This is a genomic window from Natronomonas moolapensis 8.8.11 (assembly GCF_000591055.1).
Taxonomy (GTDB): Archaea; Halobacteriota; Halobacteria; order Halobacteriales; family Haloarculaceae; genus Natronomonas; species Natronomonas moolapensis.
Genome location: NC_020388.1, coordinates 99,122 through 114,024, shown reverse-complemented (window position 1 = coordinate 114,024; position 14,903 = coordinate 99,122). Strand labels below are relative to the sequence as shown.

Genomic DNA, 14,903 nt, shown 5'->3' with positions numbered 1-14,903 from the left:
ACGTTCGCAATCCCGACATGGGACTGGACGAGGACTCTCTGGAGTATCACCGGATCGACCCGCCGGGGAAAATCGAGATTTCGACGACGAAGCCGACCAACACCCAGCGGGACCTCTCGTTGGCGTACTCGCCGGGGGTGGCCGCCCCCTGCAACGAGATCGCCGCCGATCCCGAACGGGCCTACACCTACACCACCAAGGGCAATATGGTGGGTGTGGTCTCGAACGGTTCCGCCGTGCTCGGGTTGGGCGACATCGGCGCTCAGGCCTCAAAACCCGTCATGGAAGGCAAAGGCGTCCTCTTCAAGCGCTTCGCCGACATCGACGTCTTCGACATCGAGTTAGACGAGGGCGACCCGGCGGCGTTCGCCGAGTCCGTCGCCCGCATGGAGCCGACGTTCGGCGGGATCAACCTAGAGGACATCGCCGGGCCCGACTGCTTCGAAATCGAGTCGTACCTCCGCGAGGAGATGGACATCCCCGTGTTCCACGACGACCAACACGGCACTGCGATCATCTCCGGGGCGGCGCTTCTCAACGCGGTCGACATCGCAGGCAAGTCCCTCGAACGCCTCGAGGTCGTGTTCGCGGGGGCAGGCGCGGCCGCGACGGCGACGGCACACTTCTATCACTCCCTCGGCGTTCCAGCCGACAACGTCACCATGTGCGACGTCGACGGGATCATCACCGAGGATCGGATGGCCGAGGGCGATCCGCACACGTACATCGAGGCGTTCGCGAGTTCGGGTGCGGGCGGCGAGTTGGCGGACGCGATGGCCGGCGCGGACGTGTTCGTGGGGCTGTCGGTGGGGGGGATCGTCTCGGAGGAGATGGTGCGGTCGATGGCGTCGGATCCGATCATCTTCGCGATGGCGAACCCGGATCCGGAGATCCGTTACGAGGCGGCCAAGGGCGCCCGCGAGGACACGGTGATCATGGCGACGGGCCGGTCGGACTACCCGAATCAGGTCAACAACGTCCTCGGGTTCCCGTTCATCTTCCGGGGCGCCCTGGACGTCCGCGCCACCGAAATCAACGAGGAGATGAAAGTCGCCGCCGCCGAGGCGCTGGCGGACCTCGCCAAACAGGACGTCCCCGACGCCGTCGTCAAAGCCTACGGCGACCAGCCGCTGCAGTTCGGCCCCGAGTACATCATCCCCAAACCGCTCGACCCGCGCATCCTCTTCGAGGTGTCGGGCGCGGTCGCGGAGGCGGCCGTCGAAAGCGGCGTCGCACGCGACGACCTCGACCGCGACGCCTACCGGGAGGAACTGGAAGCGCGGCTGGGGAAGTCCCGCGAGATGATGCGGGTGGTGTTGAACAAGGCCAAAAGCGACCCCAAGCGGCTCGTCCTCGCCGAGGGCGACGATCCCAAGATGATCCGGGCCGCCTACCAGATCGTCGAGGAGGGGATCGCCGAGCCGGTCCTCGTCGGCGACAAGCGCTCGATCTGGGAGCAATCGGCCGATCTGGGGTTGGACTTCGAACCCGAGATTGTCGATCCCATCGATGACGAACTCTCGCCGTACGCCGACCGGCTCTACGAACTCCGAAAACGCAAGGGCGTTACCCGACGCGAGGCCGAGGGGATGGTCTACGACGGCAACTACCTGGCGAGCGTGATGGTGGAGATGGGCGACGCCGACGCCATGCTCACTGGGCTGACCAACCACTACCCGACGGCGTTGCGGCCGCCGCTGTCGGTCGTCGGCACCGCCGATGACTCCGAGTACGCGGCGGGGGTGTACATGCTGACGTTCAAAAACCGGGTGGTGTTCGTCGCCGACGCTACTGTCAACCAAGCGCCCGACGAGGACGTATTGGAGGAGGTCGCCCGCCACACTGCCGACCTCGCCCGACAGTTCAATGTCGATCCCCGCGTTGCGATGCTGTCGTACTCCGATTTCGGCACAGTCGACAACGAGGGGACGCAGAAACCCCGGGAGGCGGCCCGGCGGCTCCGCGAAGACCCCGCAGTCGAGTTCCCCGTCGACGGCGAGATGCAGGCCGACACCGCCGTCGTCGAGGACATGCTGACCGACGATTACCCGTTCTCGAATCTCGAAGGCCCCGCGAACGTGTTGGTGTTTCCGAACCTCGAGGCGGGCAACATCGCGTACAAACTGCTGCAGCGGTTGGGCGGGGCCGAAGCCATCGGGCCGATGCTGGTCGGCATGGACAAACCCGTTCACGTCCTCCAGCGCGGCGACGAGGTCAAAGACATCGTCAACCTCGCCGGCGTCGCCGTCGTCGACGCACAGTCCAACGGGGAGTAATCGGGTGGCGAGCGAATTGTAGACCCCGCGGTCCACCCAGTCGTCCATCGGCGCTCACAAAAACATACCGCAGACCGCCCGTTCGGAGGCGGTCAGCGGGCGAGACGTGCGAGTGCATCCCACCCGAAGCGTCGTCGGGAACCCCGAGAGCCCATGCTTGATCTCTCGCACCTCGTTGTACAGGTCGGTGATACAAGAATTGAGACACTATTATAATAGCCGGAGGCGAGCGACATCGCACACCGGGCCGGATGTTTATGTTCCAACGGATCGAACAAAGACAGTGGGGTGGCTGATGGTATGACCGACGGGGGAAACGGGGACGTGTCGTCCGGCGACGGCTACGAACGCTTCGCGAACGGACCGGTCGTCGTCTTCACGTGGCGGAACGAGTCGGGATGGCCGGTCGAGTACGTCTCGCCGAACGTCGAACGACTCTTCGGGTACTCACCGGCCGAACTGCACGACGGAAACCCGGCGTACGCCGAATTGATTCACGACGACGACCGCGATCGAGTCAGCAGGGAGGTCGAAGCCAACAGCGACGCGACGACAGAGCGGTTCGGTCACGAGCCCTACCGTATCGTCACGAAATCGGGGACCGTCCGCTGGGTGCTCGACTACACCCACATCGTCCGCGAGGACGGCGAGATCGTCCGTTACACCGGCTACATCGTCGACGTCACGGAGCGCACGGAGCGACTCGAGTACGTTACCGATCTGAACGCGACGATCCGGTCGTTGCATCGAGCGTTAATCGACGCGGACTCCGAGGAGTCGATCCGTCTGGACGTCTGCCAGTCGCTCGCCGATCTCGACGGGATCGCCAGCGCCTGGATCGGGACCGTCGATCCGACGTCCTCGTCGCTCGTGCCGGCCACAAGCGCCGGTATCGAGGCGGAGTTCCTCGAGGCGCGTCCGTGGTCGCTCGATACCGATTCACCGTCCCCGGCCGTCCGGGTCGCCGCCGATCGCTCCTCGGACGGCGAGTACGGCCGCCCCGAGGAAGCACCCGAGGGTCCCTGGCGGGGGGCGATGCTGACCGCCGGTTACCGGTCGGCGTTCTCCGCTCCGATCCGCCACGGGGGGATCCGACACGGCGTGTTGGCCGTCTACAGCGCCGACCCGAACGGCTTCGACGAACGTATCCGGGAAATCCTGACCGAATTCGGGGAGTCGGTCGGGTACGCGATTACCGCCGTCGAGCGCCGCGACGCTCTCCACGCCGAGGGGGGCCGCGAACTCGTTGTCGGCGTAGAGGCCGAGCGTGACGACCCGCTGCGGGCGCTCGCCGCGGCGGTTTCGGCGACCGTCGATCTGAAGAGCGTGACCCGACGCGAGAACGACGGCGCGCTCCTGTACGGTCTGATCCCCGGTGTCGACCCCGAGCGCGTCCTCGAGACAGCGGCTACGATCCCCGGGATCCGGTCGATCGAGTGTCTCTCGGAGACCGGGATACCGCTGTACGAGATTCTCTCCGGGGAGGGAGGCGTCGCCTCGACGGTGACCGGTCTCGAGGCGAGCCTCCAGTCGCTTTGCGTCTCCGGTGACGAGTGTGAACTCGTCGTCTCGATCCAGCGCGACCGCGATCGACGCCGCCTTCTCGAACACGCTCGAGGGCTCTTCGGCGACGCCGAGTTGCGGGCCGAGCGCGACATGATACCGGCGGAGGCGACCCCGTGGGCGGCGCTTCTGACCGACGTGCTCACGGACCGACAGCGAAGCGTGCTCCGGGCGGCCTACCACGCCGGATACTTCGACGGGAACCGCAAGCGGACCGGCGCGGAGATCGCCGACTCGCTCGGGATCGCCCAGCCCACGTTCTCGACGCACGTCCGCGCCGCGGTCCGGAACCTGCTGTCGGCGATCTGGGACGAGTCCGGGGAGGAGTGATCGCACGTCGGGGGCGCTCTCGATCCCGCAAACGGTTTCTTCGACCGGGCGCTATTGTCCCATAATGGCTACCCGACGTGCGGTCGCTCCGGTCGAGGACGTGCCAGAGGAGACGACGTATCTGTTTAGAATCCGCGAGGCGGCGTCCGAGGAGGAGCGCGAGGCGATTTTGCTCCGTAACGACGACGGCTTTCACGCGTGGCTCAACTACTGTCAACACTACACCCACATCAAGATCGACAAGGGGTCCGGTGCGGAGATGCGCGGCGACGAACTCATCTGTGAGAACCACGGCGCGTACTTCGAGTCCGGAACCGGGTTCTGCAACTTCGGTCCCTGCGAGGGAGCGTACCTCAATGAAGTGGATATCACCGTCGAAGACGGAACGGTGTACCTGAGCGACGACGAGTACGAGTTCGTCGGCGAGGGACCCATCGACGACGACGACGATCTGGGTTCGAAGTCGAACTACGAGTTCTGAGAGCGCGCCGTCGGTCGCGCGTCTTACCCCGTATAACAGCGCCGATCGACGAGTTCGTCGTAGGCCGCCCGGAGTCGAGCGGTTACGGGACCGCCGCCGATCGCGGTCCCATCGAGGCGGCCGAGTGGCCGTAGTTCCCACGTCGTGTTCGTCAGGAACGCCTCCGCCGCGTTTGCGACGTCGTCGACGGTGTACCGGCCCGTTTCGACCGGAACGCCGATGCGTTCGGCCGCCTCCAGGACTGCCTCGCGGGTGATCCCCGGCAGGATCGTCCCGCGCTCGGGGGTCTTCAGCGTCCCCGCGTCGAGGAAAAAGACGTTGCTCGTCGCCCCCTCGGCGACGTACCCGTCCGAGTCGCACATGAGCGACTCGTCGGCATCAGAGCCGCGCAACTCGATGCGGGCGAGGATTCCGTTGAGGTAGTTGTGCGTCTTGGCATCGACTGGGAGGGCGTCGTCCGGAATCCGACGGGTCCCGACCGATCGGACGGTCGCGGGGCCGTCCCAGATCGGATCGCCCGCCGTCCCGCCTCGGGGAAGCGATTCGGCGTAGACGACGACCGTCGGATCGACGTCTCTCTCGGGCGTTAGTTTCCCCGGTTGTACCCCTCTCGTCACCGAGACACGGACGTAGGCCTCCCGGAGGTCGTTCGCGACGAGCGTCGCGTCGACGCGCTCTCGGAGGTCGTGAGGGACAGCGCCGGCCATCCCGAGGGTTTCGCAGGTGGCCGCAAGCCGGTCCCGATGGCGGTCCCACAGGAACACCCTGCCGCCGTAGGCCCGACAGGTTTCGAAGGCGGCGTCGCCGTATCGGAAGCCCCGATCCTCGACGTGAACGGTCGCGTCGGCCCGATCGACCAACTCGCCGTCGACGTGGTACTGACGCGACATCTCACGCCACCAGACAGCGACGACAGAACGTCTCGATCATCCGCTCGCCGGCGTCGGTGAGGATGCTCTCCGGGTGGAACTGGACGCCCTCGTGGGGTTTCTCGCGGTGTCGTACACCCATGAGAACGGCGTCGTCGCCGGTTCGGGCCGTCTCGACCAGTTCGGGCGGCAACGGCTCCGGCTCGGCGGCCAACGAGTGATACCGGCCGACCTCGACGCGGTCCGGGAGTCCCTCGAAGACGCCCGATCCGTCGTGGACGAGGACGGAGGGTTTCCCGTGGACGACCTCGGGAGCGCGGTCGACCGACACGCCGTTGGCGACGCACAGCGCCTGGTGGCCCAGACAGACCCCGAGGGTCGGATACGAGAGCGACTCGAAGATCGGAACCGAAACGCCCGCTGTCGACGGAGTTCCCGGGCCGGGCGAGACGACGATTCCGTCGGGATCGAGCCGCCGGATCCCGTCGACGTCGACGGCGTCGTTGCGCCGAACCACGACGTCGGCGTGGGTACCGACGTACTGAACGAGATTGTAGACGAACGAGTCGTAGTTGTCGACGACGAGGACGGTCGGCCGCGTCGTCGCCGGATCGCCGCCGCGATGATCCTTGGCCGTCATCGCTCCGTCACCTCTAGCGTGAACGCCGCTTGCTCCGCAAGCGCGGTATCGATAGCAGTCAGAAGCGCGCGGGCCTTATCGAGCGTCTCGGCGTACTCGCGGTCCGGGTCGGAATCGTGGACGATTCCCGCGCCGACGCGGAGGTGATACCGGTCGGCGCGTCGAACAAGCGTCCGGATGACGATGTTGAGCGTCGCCCGCCGGTCGAAGCCGAAGAGCCCGACGCTGCCGGTGTAGGGCCCGCGCCGGGTGCGTTCGACGCCGTCGATGATCGCCATCGTCTCCGGCTTCGGCGCGCCGGTAATCGTCCCCCCGGGGAAGGCTGCGGCGACGGCGTCGGTGACCGACCGGTTCGACCGGAGCCGCCCCTCAATGAGGCTGACCAGATGCATCACTTCGGCGTAGCGGTCGACGCGGCGATACTCCCGGACCTCGACGCTCCCGTACTCGCTCACCCGACCGAGGTCGTTGCGTTCCAAGTCGACTAACATTGCGTGTTCGGCGCGTTCTTTCTCGTCCGAGCGGAGGTCGGCCTCAAGTTCGTGATCCGCTTCCGGCGTCTCTCCCCGCGGACGGGTGCCCGCGATGGGTTCTGTCAGGAGACGATCTCCCTCGATATCGAGGAGGAGTTCGGGGCTCGCACTCACGAGGTCGACGCCGGGAAACTCCACGAGCGCGGCGTACGGCGCCGGGTTCACGCGGCGAAGCGCAGCATACGCCTCGACGGGATGGAGGGACGCGGGAGCCGAAAGCCGCTGGGAGACGTTCGCCTGGAAGGTGTCGCCCGCCCGTATCGCAGCCTGGACGCGCCGAACGCGGTCGGCGAAGGCCGACCGCCCGGACTCGCTTTCGAACGCTGCCTGCTCGCCCGCCGCCGGGGGACGGCCAACCGATCGGTCTCCGGCGACGATGCGGGCGACGAGCGAGCGCGCGTGACCGATGCCCCACTCGTAGGCGGCGTCGACCGAGCCGTACTCGTCGAGTCGCGGGCAGGCGGTGATCCGGAGTTCGACCCCGTTGGTGTGGGGCTCCCGCCAGGCGACCATCCGGTCGTACGTCGCCACCTGCAACCGAGGCAGGTCCCGATCGTCCTCGGTCCCATTCGGGATCGTCTCCAGTTCGCGGGCGATGTCGTAGGAGAGCCAACCGACGATCCCGCAGGGGTACGGTGTCTCACAGCCGCCGCGCTCGAGCGTGTCGGCGTTCAGTTCGTCGGCCAGTGCCGAGAGCGATGGTGACCGGGCGGTGGGGCCGGAGCCCGCCTCCGCGGTCGGCTCTGCGTCCCCCGACACAGTGAGCCGCGACACCGGCTCCGTCGCGAAGTACCCCCACCCGGACTGTCCGCCCGTCGTCTCGAGAAAGACGTCGCCGCCGTCACCGCGGCGGGCGCGGCGGTATGCTTCGAAGGGATCGCCGACCGACAGCCGAAGTTCGACCGGCACTCGCGCCGAATCCGCCGCTCCGGCGGCGACGGATCGGAACGTCCCCCGGTCGGTGACGACTCGCATACCGTAGTTGGAGGCGTCGGCGAGTAATGGTTTTGCGGTCGGGGCGACACGCGAGGCTAGAGTATGTCGCTGGCGAACAGGCGGGGGTCCGCTCCGGTCGGCCCGTCCCCGCGCTCCGGCCTCGGGGGCCGACCACGACTCGTTAGCTCACGAGCGGTCTGGTCCCGGGATTATATAAAAACGCTCGGACGGGGGCGAACGCCTATTCGTCGGCGCGTTCCTGCCAGCGGGAGATCCGCTTTTTCGAGATGTCGGTCGCCTCGGCGAGGCTCACGGCGTCGGCCTCGCGCAGTTCGGGCACCGTCTCGACGCCGGCGTTTCCGAGTCGGTCGGCGTATGCGGGGCCGATCCCGTTGATCGTCTGAACGGGGGCAGCAACGCCGTGCTCGTCGTCCGCGTCGGCGGCGTGGCTTTTGTCCGCGGTAGAACCGTCTTCGGAGGTGTCCGTATCTTCCCGCTGGTCAGGGACCGTATCGGCGGTCCTAGTTGGGTCGGCCGCCGGCGCCCCGGTGTCGCTGTGTTCGGTCGCGCCGGCGGTCCCGGCCGGGTCGGCCGTCGTCTCGGCCGTGGAGTCGGGCGGGGCGGCTGAGTCGGGTCCTGTGGCCGTATCGTCTCCGGGGTCGACGTCCGACAGTCCGTGATCACGCCCGTCGGCATCCACGCCGTTCGGGTCCTGTTCCGTCTCGGCTGCGACAGTCGTCCCCGGACGCTCTTTCGAGTCCCCGGGGTCGTCGAAGCCAAGCATCGATCGGAGTAAATCGAACACGCCCATGTCTCCAGTATGTGGTCGCCGATTTAAAACCAATCGGCCGAACCGACGACCAGTCGAGTGTTACCGAGCGGGCGATTTATACATATCTGCCCGAACGGTCCAGCATGGAAAGCCTCGAAAGAGAGCTAGAGCGGGCGCGCGACGTCCCCGTCTCTGAACTCGCCGACGCCATCGAGGCGATCGGGTTCGAATGTACCCGGTGTGGCGGCTGTTGCACCGCGGTCGAGACGGACGACGCTGACGTCGTTGCTGAACCCCACACCGCAACGGTGTTTCCCGACGAGGTGCGCCGGCTTCAATCGGCCGCGGCCGACGCCGGCGAGGAGCCCTACGACTGGCGCGACGTCGCCCGGCCCATGCCGTATGGACTCGACGACACCGACGGGGAGCTCGAGGGGGAGACGTTCGAGTGGGCGCTCGGGACCGACAGCTGCGGGGACTGCACGTTTTACGCTGAATCCGACGACGGCACCGGCGCCTGCACCGTCCACGAGGACCGGCCGCTCGTCTGTCGGACCTACCCGTTCAGCCTCGCGCTGGCCGGGACGGCCGAACCGATGGGCGAGGCCGTCGACGGGGAGGGCCTCGTCCGCGCCCACGAGTGTGAGGGCCTCGGCCGCGACATCGCCCGCGAGGACGCCGAGGAACTCGCGGCGGCGCTCAAACGGCGGACGATCCGTGATATAGAGGAGGCGATCGGCGTCCGTGACAACTACGAACCGACGGACGTCGGGGGCGTGGTGGTCCACGATTCCGAAGGGCAAAAACGGCCGGACGGGAAACCGATTTCGAACGGGCGGGATCCGGGCAGGCGATAGGTTCTATAGGTGCCGTGCACATATCGAAACCGAAGCTCTATGGAAATCTCTGATAAGCTCCTGTGTCTGTTCAGCGCCGAGATCGAAGAGGCCGAGGATCGGTTCGTCGTCGAGGTCCCGCGTCGCGAGATCGAATCCGGTTCCGTCGGCACCGAAGACACCTACCGGGTCGCGCTCATTTCCGATGGGGCCGTGGACGGTACCGACGCTTCGGGCGGGACGGCCCCGCCGGACGAACCCCAGCCGCCCGTCGAACCGGGCGAGATCAGATACGTCGAGATCGAGGACCTCGGCAAACAGGGCGACGGGATCGCCCGCGTCGAGCGCGGGTACGTCATCATCGTCCCCGGCGCCGAGGTCGGCGAGCGCGTCAAGATCGAGATCTCGGAAGTCAAATCGAACTTCGCCGTCGGCGAAGTCATCGAGTGACGAAGCGACCCGGCGTGCCCGTGGTGGCCGTCCCGGCTGCGCCGGTTTCGGTCCCGTACCAACCGTCGCCGTCTCGCTCGCCTGCGGGACGCTTCAGATCCGCCAAATCGCAAGACTGAACGCGGTTGACCGATCGTACCAAACCGCCTTTTGAGGTGTAGGTGTATCAAGGAGACATGAGCGCGACTACCGCCGAACCGAACTCGGAACTCACCGACAAGCAACGGCGCATTCTCGCGTACCTCCGCGAGGAGGGCCGGATGAAGACCTATTTCAAATCCCGTCTCATCGGCGAGGAACTCGACCTCTCCGCCAAGGAGGTCGGATCGAATATGAGCGCGATCTGCGAGGGGAACGTCGACGTCGACGTCGAAAAGTGGGGATACTCCTCGGGGACGACTTGGAAGGTCACGGTGTGAGGTCGGTTAGCGGGGTGATCCGTCAGGGATCGTACCGGACGAGTTCGTCTGCGTCACCGGCGAGTTCGACCGCCTCGGGACCGAAGGAGTCGGCGTACCGGACGACGAGCGTCAGCAGGGTCTCGGGGCGTTCGAGGCTGTATCCGTCCGTTCGAGACAGCAGTTCCGCCGTGTCGAGTTTGCCGGCGTACTTCGACACCGTCGACCGGGACACCCCGGCGGCCGCTGCGATCTCGCCCCCGGACGCTCCGGGCGTCCGGAGCAACGCGACGAGCATCCGGCGGGGCGTCTCCCGGCGGAGGTACCCGAGCGCGCGCTGCTCGAACGGCGAAAAGCGTCCAGCCGGGAAGTACCGCTTGTACTCGCCGTCTTTTCGGTGTTCGATCGTCCCGTCCGTCTCGAGCCGCCGGAGGTGGTGTTGGGTCTCGCCCGTCCCGAGTTGCAGGTCGTCCCGCAGTTTCGAGAAGTGCGCGCCGGGGGTCGCGGCGAGGTAACCGACGATGGCCTCTCGGACCTCGCTGCCGTCGCTGTCGGAAAGCCGGACGAGCGGCGTCGCCGCACCGAGCGCGGCGAAGCGCTTGAGCGTCGCCCGTTTCCCCTCGTCGACCCCCCGGTCAGTCATACCTCACAGTACGCGAGACGAGAATAAAACAGTTCGGAACCCGATCCCGTGGGCCCGATCAGTTCGTCTCGGTCTCTAGCTCCCCGTCCTCGGCGTCGGCGTCCGGCATCTCCTCGTCCATCTCGGCGATGACCTCGTCTGGGTCTTTGATTTCTGCGGGGTCGGCACCGGTTTTGATCGCCTCGGCCTCGGCCTCCATCTCCTCGACGTCCATCTCGGCTTCTTCGTCGATTTGGCCGAGGATCTCCTCGATGTCGTCGAGGCCGAGCATCTCTCGGGTCTCCTCGTCGAAGTCGAGCCCCTCCAAGACGTCGGTCTGGGCCGCGACGTCGCTGCCGGTGAGGTGTTTGCCGTAGCGGCTCAAAAGCGAGGTCATCTCCTGGGGCAACACGAACGTCGTCGATTCGCCCTTGCCGATCTCCTCGAGCGTCTCCATCCCCCGTTCGATGATCGCACGTTCGCCCATCGATTCGGCGGATTTCGCACGCAGGACCGTCGAGATCGCGTCCCCCTGTGCCTCGAGGATCTGGCTCTGTTTTTCACCCTGTGCCCGGATGATGTTCGACTGTTTGTCACCCTCGGCTTTCTCGATGGCCGAGCGGCGTTCGCCCTGTGCCTCGAGGATCATCGCGCGGCGCTTTCGCTCGGCGGACGTCTGCTGTTCCATCGCCTGCTGGACGTCCGTCGAGGGGTTGACCTCTCTGACTTCGACCGACTCGACGCGGATCCCCCACTCGTCGGTGGGTTCGTCGAGTTCCTTGCGGATTTTCGAGTTGATCTCCTGGCGCTTGTTCAGCGTGTCGTCGAGTTCCATGTCGCCCAACACGGCCCGCAGCGTCGTCTGTGCGAGGTTCGAGACAGCCTTTTTGTAGTCGTCGACCTCCAAGAACGCTTTCCGGGCGTCCATGACCTTGATGTAGACGACGGCGTCGGCGGTCACCGGCGAGTTGTCGCGGGTGATCGCTTCCTGGCGCGGGACGTCGAGCGTCTGGGTCCGCATATCGAAGGTGTACGTCCGAGAGACGAACGGCGGAATGAAGTTGATTCCCGGTTCGAGCAGCTTCCGGTACTCGCCGAACACCGTCAGCGCGCGCTTTTCGTAGGCGTTGACGATCTCGACAGCCTGATACACCGCCACGACGGTGATCGCGAGCAACAGGAGGGCAACGGCTGGGAACACCGAACCACCCAGCTGCAGCGGAGTGAGCATACGTATGGTTGGGACGACCCGTCAATAAGGGTTCGGCCGCCCGGGATCGGCTGTATCGGATCGGCGGAGTCCGCCCGGGATCGGCTGTATCGGATCGGCGGAGTCCGCCCGGCCCCGGACAGCCCCACTACTCGATCGGCGTTCCGTCCTCGGTCGGGGGCGCGACGTGATCGATGAACGACTCGACGTCGGGATCGGTCACCCGAACCCGGACGTGGAGCTCGCCGAGTTCGCTTCCTTCACCGACGGCGAAGTTGACGACGCCGCGCAGCGCCGCCTGCTTTTTCAGCTCGAAACTGAACGTACCGCCCTCGTGGCCGCCGAAGAAGGCCCCCCGGGCGGTATCGAGGATCGCCTGCTCGTGGAGCCGTTCGGAAAAGTGCTCCATCGAGTGCGCCGTCGCCAGCAACTCGCCGGGGCGGGACTCGACGTTAGCCTCCGGAAAGAGGTTCGTGATGGCCTCTTCGACCCGACCGGTGACTTCGGTGTCGTTGACCGGCGCCGTGATCTCGACGTCGACGCTGTAGATCACCCTTCGAGCACCTCCCGGGCGCGCTGGCGGAACGCCCCGAGCGTGCCGGTGTTCTCGATCGTCACGTCGGCGCGACCGAGCGCCTTCCCGAGTCCGAAGCCCAACTCCCGTTCGTCACGAGCCGCGAGCGCCTCGCCGTTCTCGGCGTCGTCGCGCCCCCGGTCGTCGATCCGCTCGCTGCGCACCTCGAAGGGGGCCTCGATCCCGACGAGCGCGAAGTCGTCGCCGAAGCGCTCCTCGAAGGTGTCGACCTCGACGTCAGAGCGAACCCCGTCGACGACGACCGTGTCGGCGTCCTCGAGGGCCGTCTCGACGTACGGCAGCGAAGCCTCGGCGATCGCCGCCGGCCCACGCTCCTCGCGGAGGGCACTCGCCACCTCGCCGTGGTGTTCGGCCGGATCCAACCCGCGCTCGCGGCACTCGGCACGGATGACGTCGCCCATCGTCACGACCGGCACGTCGGCCCGCTCGGCGACGGCCGCGAACTCGCCCTTGCCGCTGCCCGCCAATCCGACGGTTGCGATGACTCGCATTCACGCCCGGTAGGGTGAGCGCGCGTTTGAAGCCTTTGTTGTCCCGCCGCTTCCGGGGCGTTCCGGCCGGTGTAACCCGTATCGTTTTTCAGGGGGCCACGACTACTCGACACGAGGGCACGTAGCTCAGCTAGGACAGAGCGTCGGACTTCTAACCGCGCCGGTGTTCCGGTGTGGGGAGAGATCCGATGGCCGTGGGTTCGAATCCCACCGTGCTCGTCATCTGCGAGCAACGCGAGCAGTGACGACACAGTGATTCGAACCACGGCAGACCGAGCGAAGCAAGGTCTGGCTTCGGGTTCGAATCCCACCGTGCTCGCTCACACCTTTTAGTTTCGTTCGAGAGAACTCCGTTCTCCCGTGGTGAGGAAAGTCACATCGCGATTTCCGGATCACGTCGGGGGTCCTCGGTCGCCTTCGGCGGCCTGCGGGAACCGCTCTCTGCTCACAGCGACAGAGTCGCCGTTCGCACGGTCAACGGGGCCCTCGGCCTCGCCCGGTTTATAAGCAGCTGGGGGAGAAGACTGCCGGACGCTCCCTTCGGTCGCTTCGCTCGCGCGGATGCCGAGTCGACGAAGGGTGTATTTAAATTATATAAATCGAGCGAACGGGGAAGTGGCGACGCCGGAACGCGTGTGACGCGTATTGTTCACCCGATTTCTTCGGGGTGATTTGTAAATTCCGGGCGAACCACAGCGCTCGCACGTCCGACGACCCGCGTCCCGCGCCGCCGCCGAAACGTTAACACAGTCGTGCGGGGACCCGACCGGTTCCGAGCCGGGGTCCCTCTGTCGAGGAAAGCCCCGCCGTTCATGACGGGGGGTGTCACTCGACGTCGCCGGCGCGGTGAAACGGCGTCCGGGCGACGACGTCCCGGAACTCCGCGACGGTGTCTCGACTGGCCGATGACGCCGCCTCCAGCACCGCGAAGACCTCCTGGCGAGACACTTTGACGCCGGCGTCGGTGAGCGCGTCCTCCGGGCGCTCGTCGAGTTCGCGGAGCGTCCCGACCGCGAGGACGTACGGGACGAGCCACGCCGAGAGCGTGTTGCCCTGCCGGAGCGGCATCGCCTCGAGGTACGCCTGGGCCTCGTCGAGACACGATCGGGCGAGGTCGGCCGTCCGGGCGACCACCCGGGCGGAGCCGTCGCGGTGTTCGGGGTCGACGACGGCCTCCTGGGGGACGCCCTCGGCTTCGAGCCACTCCGCAGGGAGATACACGTTGTTCTCTTCGCTGTAGTCGTCGTAGACGTCCTTCGAGACGTTCACGAGCTGGAGTAACAGCCCGAACTCCTCGGCGGTGTTCCGCATGGTGCGGACGCGGCGTTCGTCGGCGCTGCCGTGTGCGAGCAGGTTCGTTATTAGCGTTCCCACGGTGCCCGCGGCGTAGTAGCAGTACTCCTCGAGTTCCTCGCGGTCGCCGATCCGGAGTCCCCCCTCGTCGGCGTAGCGCTCGACGAACATCGCCATCCCGTCGATCATCTCCTGGACCGGCGGCCGAACCGCCTCCTGGACGTCCGCGGGGAGGTCGTCGAACGTCGCGACGACCGTCGGGGCCTCGGCGACGACTTCCCAGTCGGCGTTTCGTTTTCCCTGTGGCGGGAGCCACGCATCGACGGCGGTCCTGAACTCCGCGATGGTCGTCGGGTCGCCGGGGTCCAGTGCCGCATCGTAGATGTAGAGCAGTTCTGCCTGTCTGTCCGTGTCGATGTGGGACGCGTCCTCGATAGTATCGGCGACCCGGCAGAGGAGATAGCCGAGACAGATGTGTCTCGACATCGGCTCTTCGAGGACGTCGACCGTCAGTGCGAACGTCCGCGAGACGCGTTGTACCGCCTCTCGACACCACGCGTAGTCCGGACTGGCCGGATCATCCGACAGCGCGCGGCTCATTGGACGGC

At 66.5% G+C, this 14,903-nt stretch carries 15 protein-coding genes and 1 tRNA gene; 7 read left to right on the top strand and 9 right to left on the bottom strand.

Annotated features, from left to right (window positions below):
- The first annotated feature begins 17 nt into the window (after nucleotides 1-17).
- From NMLP_RS00565 to NMLP_RS00555, 3 genes are all read left to right on the top strand, one after another.
- Nucleotides 18-2,276 carry an NADP-dependent malic enzyme gene (locus NMLP_RS00565; protein ID WP_015408172.1) on the top strand — a complete coding sequence of 753 codons (2,259 nt, stop codon included), beginning with the start codon at nucleotides 18-20 and terminating at the stop codon, nucleotides 2,274-2,276.
- Between the two features lie 300 nt (nucleotides 2,277-2,576).
- The gene (locus NMLP_RS00560) at nucleotides 2,577-4,169 is read left to right on the top strand and encodes a bacterio-opsin activator domain-containing protein (protein WP_015408171.1); all 1,593 of its coding nucleotides are present in this window, start codon (nucleotides 2,577-2,579) and stop codon (nucleotides 4,167-4,169) included.
- A gap of 64 nt (nucleotides 4,170-4,233) precedes the next feature.
- On the top strand, nucleotides 4,234-4,650 hold the full coding sequence (locus tag NMLP_RS00555; RefSeq protein WP_015408170.1) for a Rieske (2Fe-2S) protein: 417 nt from the start codon (nucleotides 4,234-4,236) through the stop codon (nucleotides 4,648-4,650).
- A 23-nt stretch (nucleotides 4,651-4,673) separates the two neighbouring features.
- On the opposite strand, the gene NMLP_RS00550 is transcribed toward NMLP_RS00555, so the two are convergent.
- The 4 genes from NMLP_RS00550 to NMLP_RS00535 form a co-directional block, all read right to left on the bottom strand.
- Nucleotides 4,674-5,540, bottom strand: a complete 867-nt coding sequence (locus NMLP_RS00550) for an aminotransferase class IV (protein ID WP_015408169.1) — start codon at nucleotides 5,538-5,540, stop codon at nucleotides 4,674-4,676.
- A gap of 1 nt (nucleotide 5,541) precedes the next feature.
- Nucleotides 5,542-6,159 (bottom strand): anthranilate synthase component II, encoded by a 618-nt coding sequence (locus NMLP_RS00545; RefSeq protein WP_015408168.1) that lies wholly within the window; start codon nucleotides 6,157-6,159, stop codon nucleotides 5,542-5,544.
- Nucleotides 6,156-7,667 carry an anthranilate synthase component I family protein gene (locus NMLP_RS00540; RefSeq protein ID WP_015408167.1) on the bottom strand — a complete coding sequence of 504 codons (1,512 nt, stop codon included), beginning with the start codon at nucleotides 7,665-7,667 and terminating at the stop codon, nucleotides 6,156-6,158. Before NMLP_RS00540 ends, NMLP_RS00545 begins: the two co-directional genes overlap by 4 nt.
- Before the next feature lie 202 nt (nucleotides 7,668-7,869).
- The gene (locus NMLP_RS00535) at nucleotides 7,870-8,439 is read right to left on the bottom strand and encodes a helix-hairpin-helix domain-containing protein (protein ID WP_015408166.1); all 570 of its coding nucleotides are present in this window, start codon (nucleotides 8,437-8,439) and stop codon (nucleotides 7,870-7,872) included.
- Between the two features lie 104 nt (nucleotides 8,440-8,543).
- Between NMLP_RS00535 and NMLP_RS00530 the strand changes: the two genes are divergently transcribed.
- From NMLP_RS00530 to NMLP_RS00520, 3 genes are all read left to right on the top strand, one after another.
- On the top strand, nucleotides 8,544-9,257 hold the full coding sequence (locus tag NMLP_RS00530; RefSeq protein WP_015408165.1) for a YkgJ family cysteine cluster protein: 714 nt from the start codon (nucleotides 8,544-8,546) through the stop codon (nucleotides 9,255-9,257).
- Between the two features lie 39 nt (nucleotides 9,258-9,296).
- The gene (locus NMLP_RS00525) at nucleotides 9,297-9,686 is read left to right on the top strand and encodes a TRAM domain-containing protein (RefSeq protein ID WP_015408164.1); all 390 of its coding nucleotides are present in this window, start codon (nucleotides 9,297-9,299) and stop codon (nucleotides 9,684-9,686) included.
- Nucleotides 9,687-9,862: 176 nt separating this feature from the next.
- Entirely contained in the window at nucleotides 9,863-10,105 is a 243-nt protein-coding gene (locus NMLP_RS00520; protein ID WP_015408163.1) for a DUF7123 family protein, read from the top strand.
- A gap of 22 nt (nucleotides 10,106-10,127) precedes the next feature.
- Here NMLP_RS00520 and NMLP_RS00515 read toward each other — a convergent pair whose 3' ends face one another.
- From NMLP_RS00515 to NMLP_RS00500, 4 genes are all read right to left on the bottom strand, one after another.
- Complete coding sequence (locus tag NMLP_RS00515) at nucleotides 10,128-10,727, bottom strand: winged helix-turn-helix transcriptional regulator (RefSeq protein ID WP_015408162.1); 600 nt, start codon at nucleotides 10,725-10,727, stop codon at nucleotides 10,128-10,130.
- Between the two features lie 58 nt (nucleotides 10,728-10,785).
- A complete protein-coding gene (locus tag NMLP_RS00510; protein ID WP_015408161.1) occupies nucleotides 10,786-11,937 on the bottom strand; it encodes an SPFH domain-containing protein in 1,152 nt (383 codons plus the stop codon).
- Nucleotides 11,938-12,064: 127 nt separating this feature from the next.
- The gene (locus tag NMLP_RS00505) at nucleotides 12,065-12,469 is read right to left on the bottom strand and encodes an RNA-binding domain-containing protein (RefSeq protein WP_015408160.1); all 405 of its coding nucleotides are present in this window, start codon (nucleotides 12,467-12,469) and stop codon (nucleotides 12,065-12,067) included.
- Complete coding sequence (locus NMLP_RS00500) at nucleotides 12,466-13,002, bottom strand: AAA family ATPase (RefSeq protein WP_015408159.1); 537 nt, start codon at nucleotides 13,000-13,002, stop codon at nucleotides 12,466-12,468. Before NMLP_RS00500 ends, NMLP_RS00505 begins: the two co-directional genes overlap by 4 nt.
- Before the next feature lie 115 nt (nucleotides 13,003-13,117).
- Between NMLP_RS00500 and NMLP_RS00495 the strand changes: the two genes are divergently transcribed.
- Nucleotides 13,118-13,221: transfer RNA gene (locus NMLP_RS00495), tRNA-Arg, on the top strand.
- Between the two features lie 606 nt (nucleotides 13,222-13,827).
- Here the strand turns inward: NMLP_RS00495 and NMLP_RS00490 are convergent.
- A complete protein-coding gene (locus tag NMLP_RS00490; protein WP_015408158.1) occupies nucleotides 13,828-14,895 on the bottom strand; it encodes a phytoene/squalene synthase family protein in 1,068 nt (355 codons plus the stop codon).
- Nucleotides 14,896-14,903: the final 8 nt, after the last annotated feature.

Bases quoted from the DNA above. Each gene is read 5' to 3' on its own strand.
- NMLP_RS00565 (WP_015408172.1), top strand. From the start codon at position 18: ATGGGACTGGACGAGGACTCTCTGGAGTATCACCGGATCGACCCGCCG.
- NMLP_RS00560 (WP_015408171.1), top strand. From the start codon at position 2,577: ATGACCGACGGGGGAAACGGGGACGTGTCGTCCGGCGACGGCTACGAA.
- NMLP_RS00555 (WP_015408170.1), top strand. From the start codon at position 4,234: ATGGCTACCCGACGTGCGGTCGCTCCGGTCGAGGACGTGCCAGAGGAG.
- NMLP_RS00550 (WP_015408169.1), bottom strand. From the start codon at position 5,540: ATGTCGCGTCAGTACCACGTCGACGGCGAGTTGGTCGATCGGGCCGAC.
- NMLP_RS00545 (WP_015408168.1), bottom strand. From the start codon at position 6,159: ATGACGGCCAAGGATCATCGCGGCGGCGATCCGGCGACGACGCGGCCG.
- NMLP_RS00540 (WP_015408167.1), bottom strand. From the start codon at position 7,667: ATGCGAGTCGTCACCGACCGGGGGACGTTCCGATCCGTCGCCGCCGGA.
- NMLP_RS00535 (WP_015408166.1), bottom strand. From the start codon at position 8,439: ATGGGCGTGTTCGATTTACTCCGATCGATGCTTGGCTTCGACGACCCC.
- NMLP_RS00530 (WP_015408165.1), top strand. From the start codon at position 8,544: ATGGAAAGCCTCGAAAGAGAGCTAGAGCGGGCGCGCGACGTCCCCGTC.
- NMLP_RS00525 (WP_015408164.1), top strand. From the start codon at position 9,297: ATGGAAATCTCTGATAAGCTCCTGTGTCTGTTCAGCGCCGAGATCGAA.
- NMLP_RS00520 (WP_015408163.1), top strand. From the start codon at position 9,863: ATGAGCGCGACTACCGCCGAACCGAACTCGGAACTCACCGACAAGCAA.
- NMLP_RS00515 (WP_015408162.1), bottom strand. From the start codon at position 10,727: ATGACTGACCGGGGGGTCGACGAGGGGAAACGGGCGACGCTCAAGCGC.
- NMLP_RS00510 (WP_015408161.1), bottom strand. From the start codon at position 11,937: ATGCTCACTCCGCTGCAGCTGGGTGGTTCGGTGTTCCCAGCCGTTGCC.
- NMLP_RS00500 (WP_015408159.1), bottom strand. From the start codon at position 13,002: ATGCGAGTCATCGCAACCGTCGGATTGGCGGGCAGCGGCAAGGGCGAG.
- NMLP_RS00490 (WP_015408158.1), bottom strand. From the start codon at position 14,895: ATGAGCCGCGCGCTGTCGGATGATCCGGCCAGTCCGGACTACGCGTGG.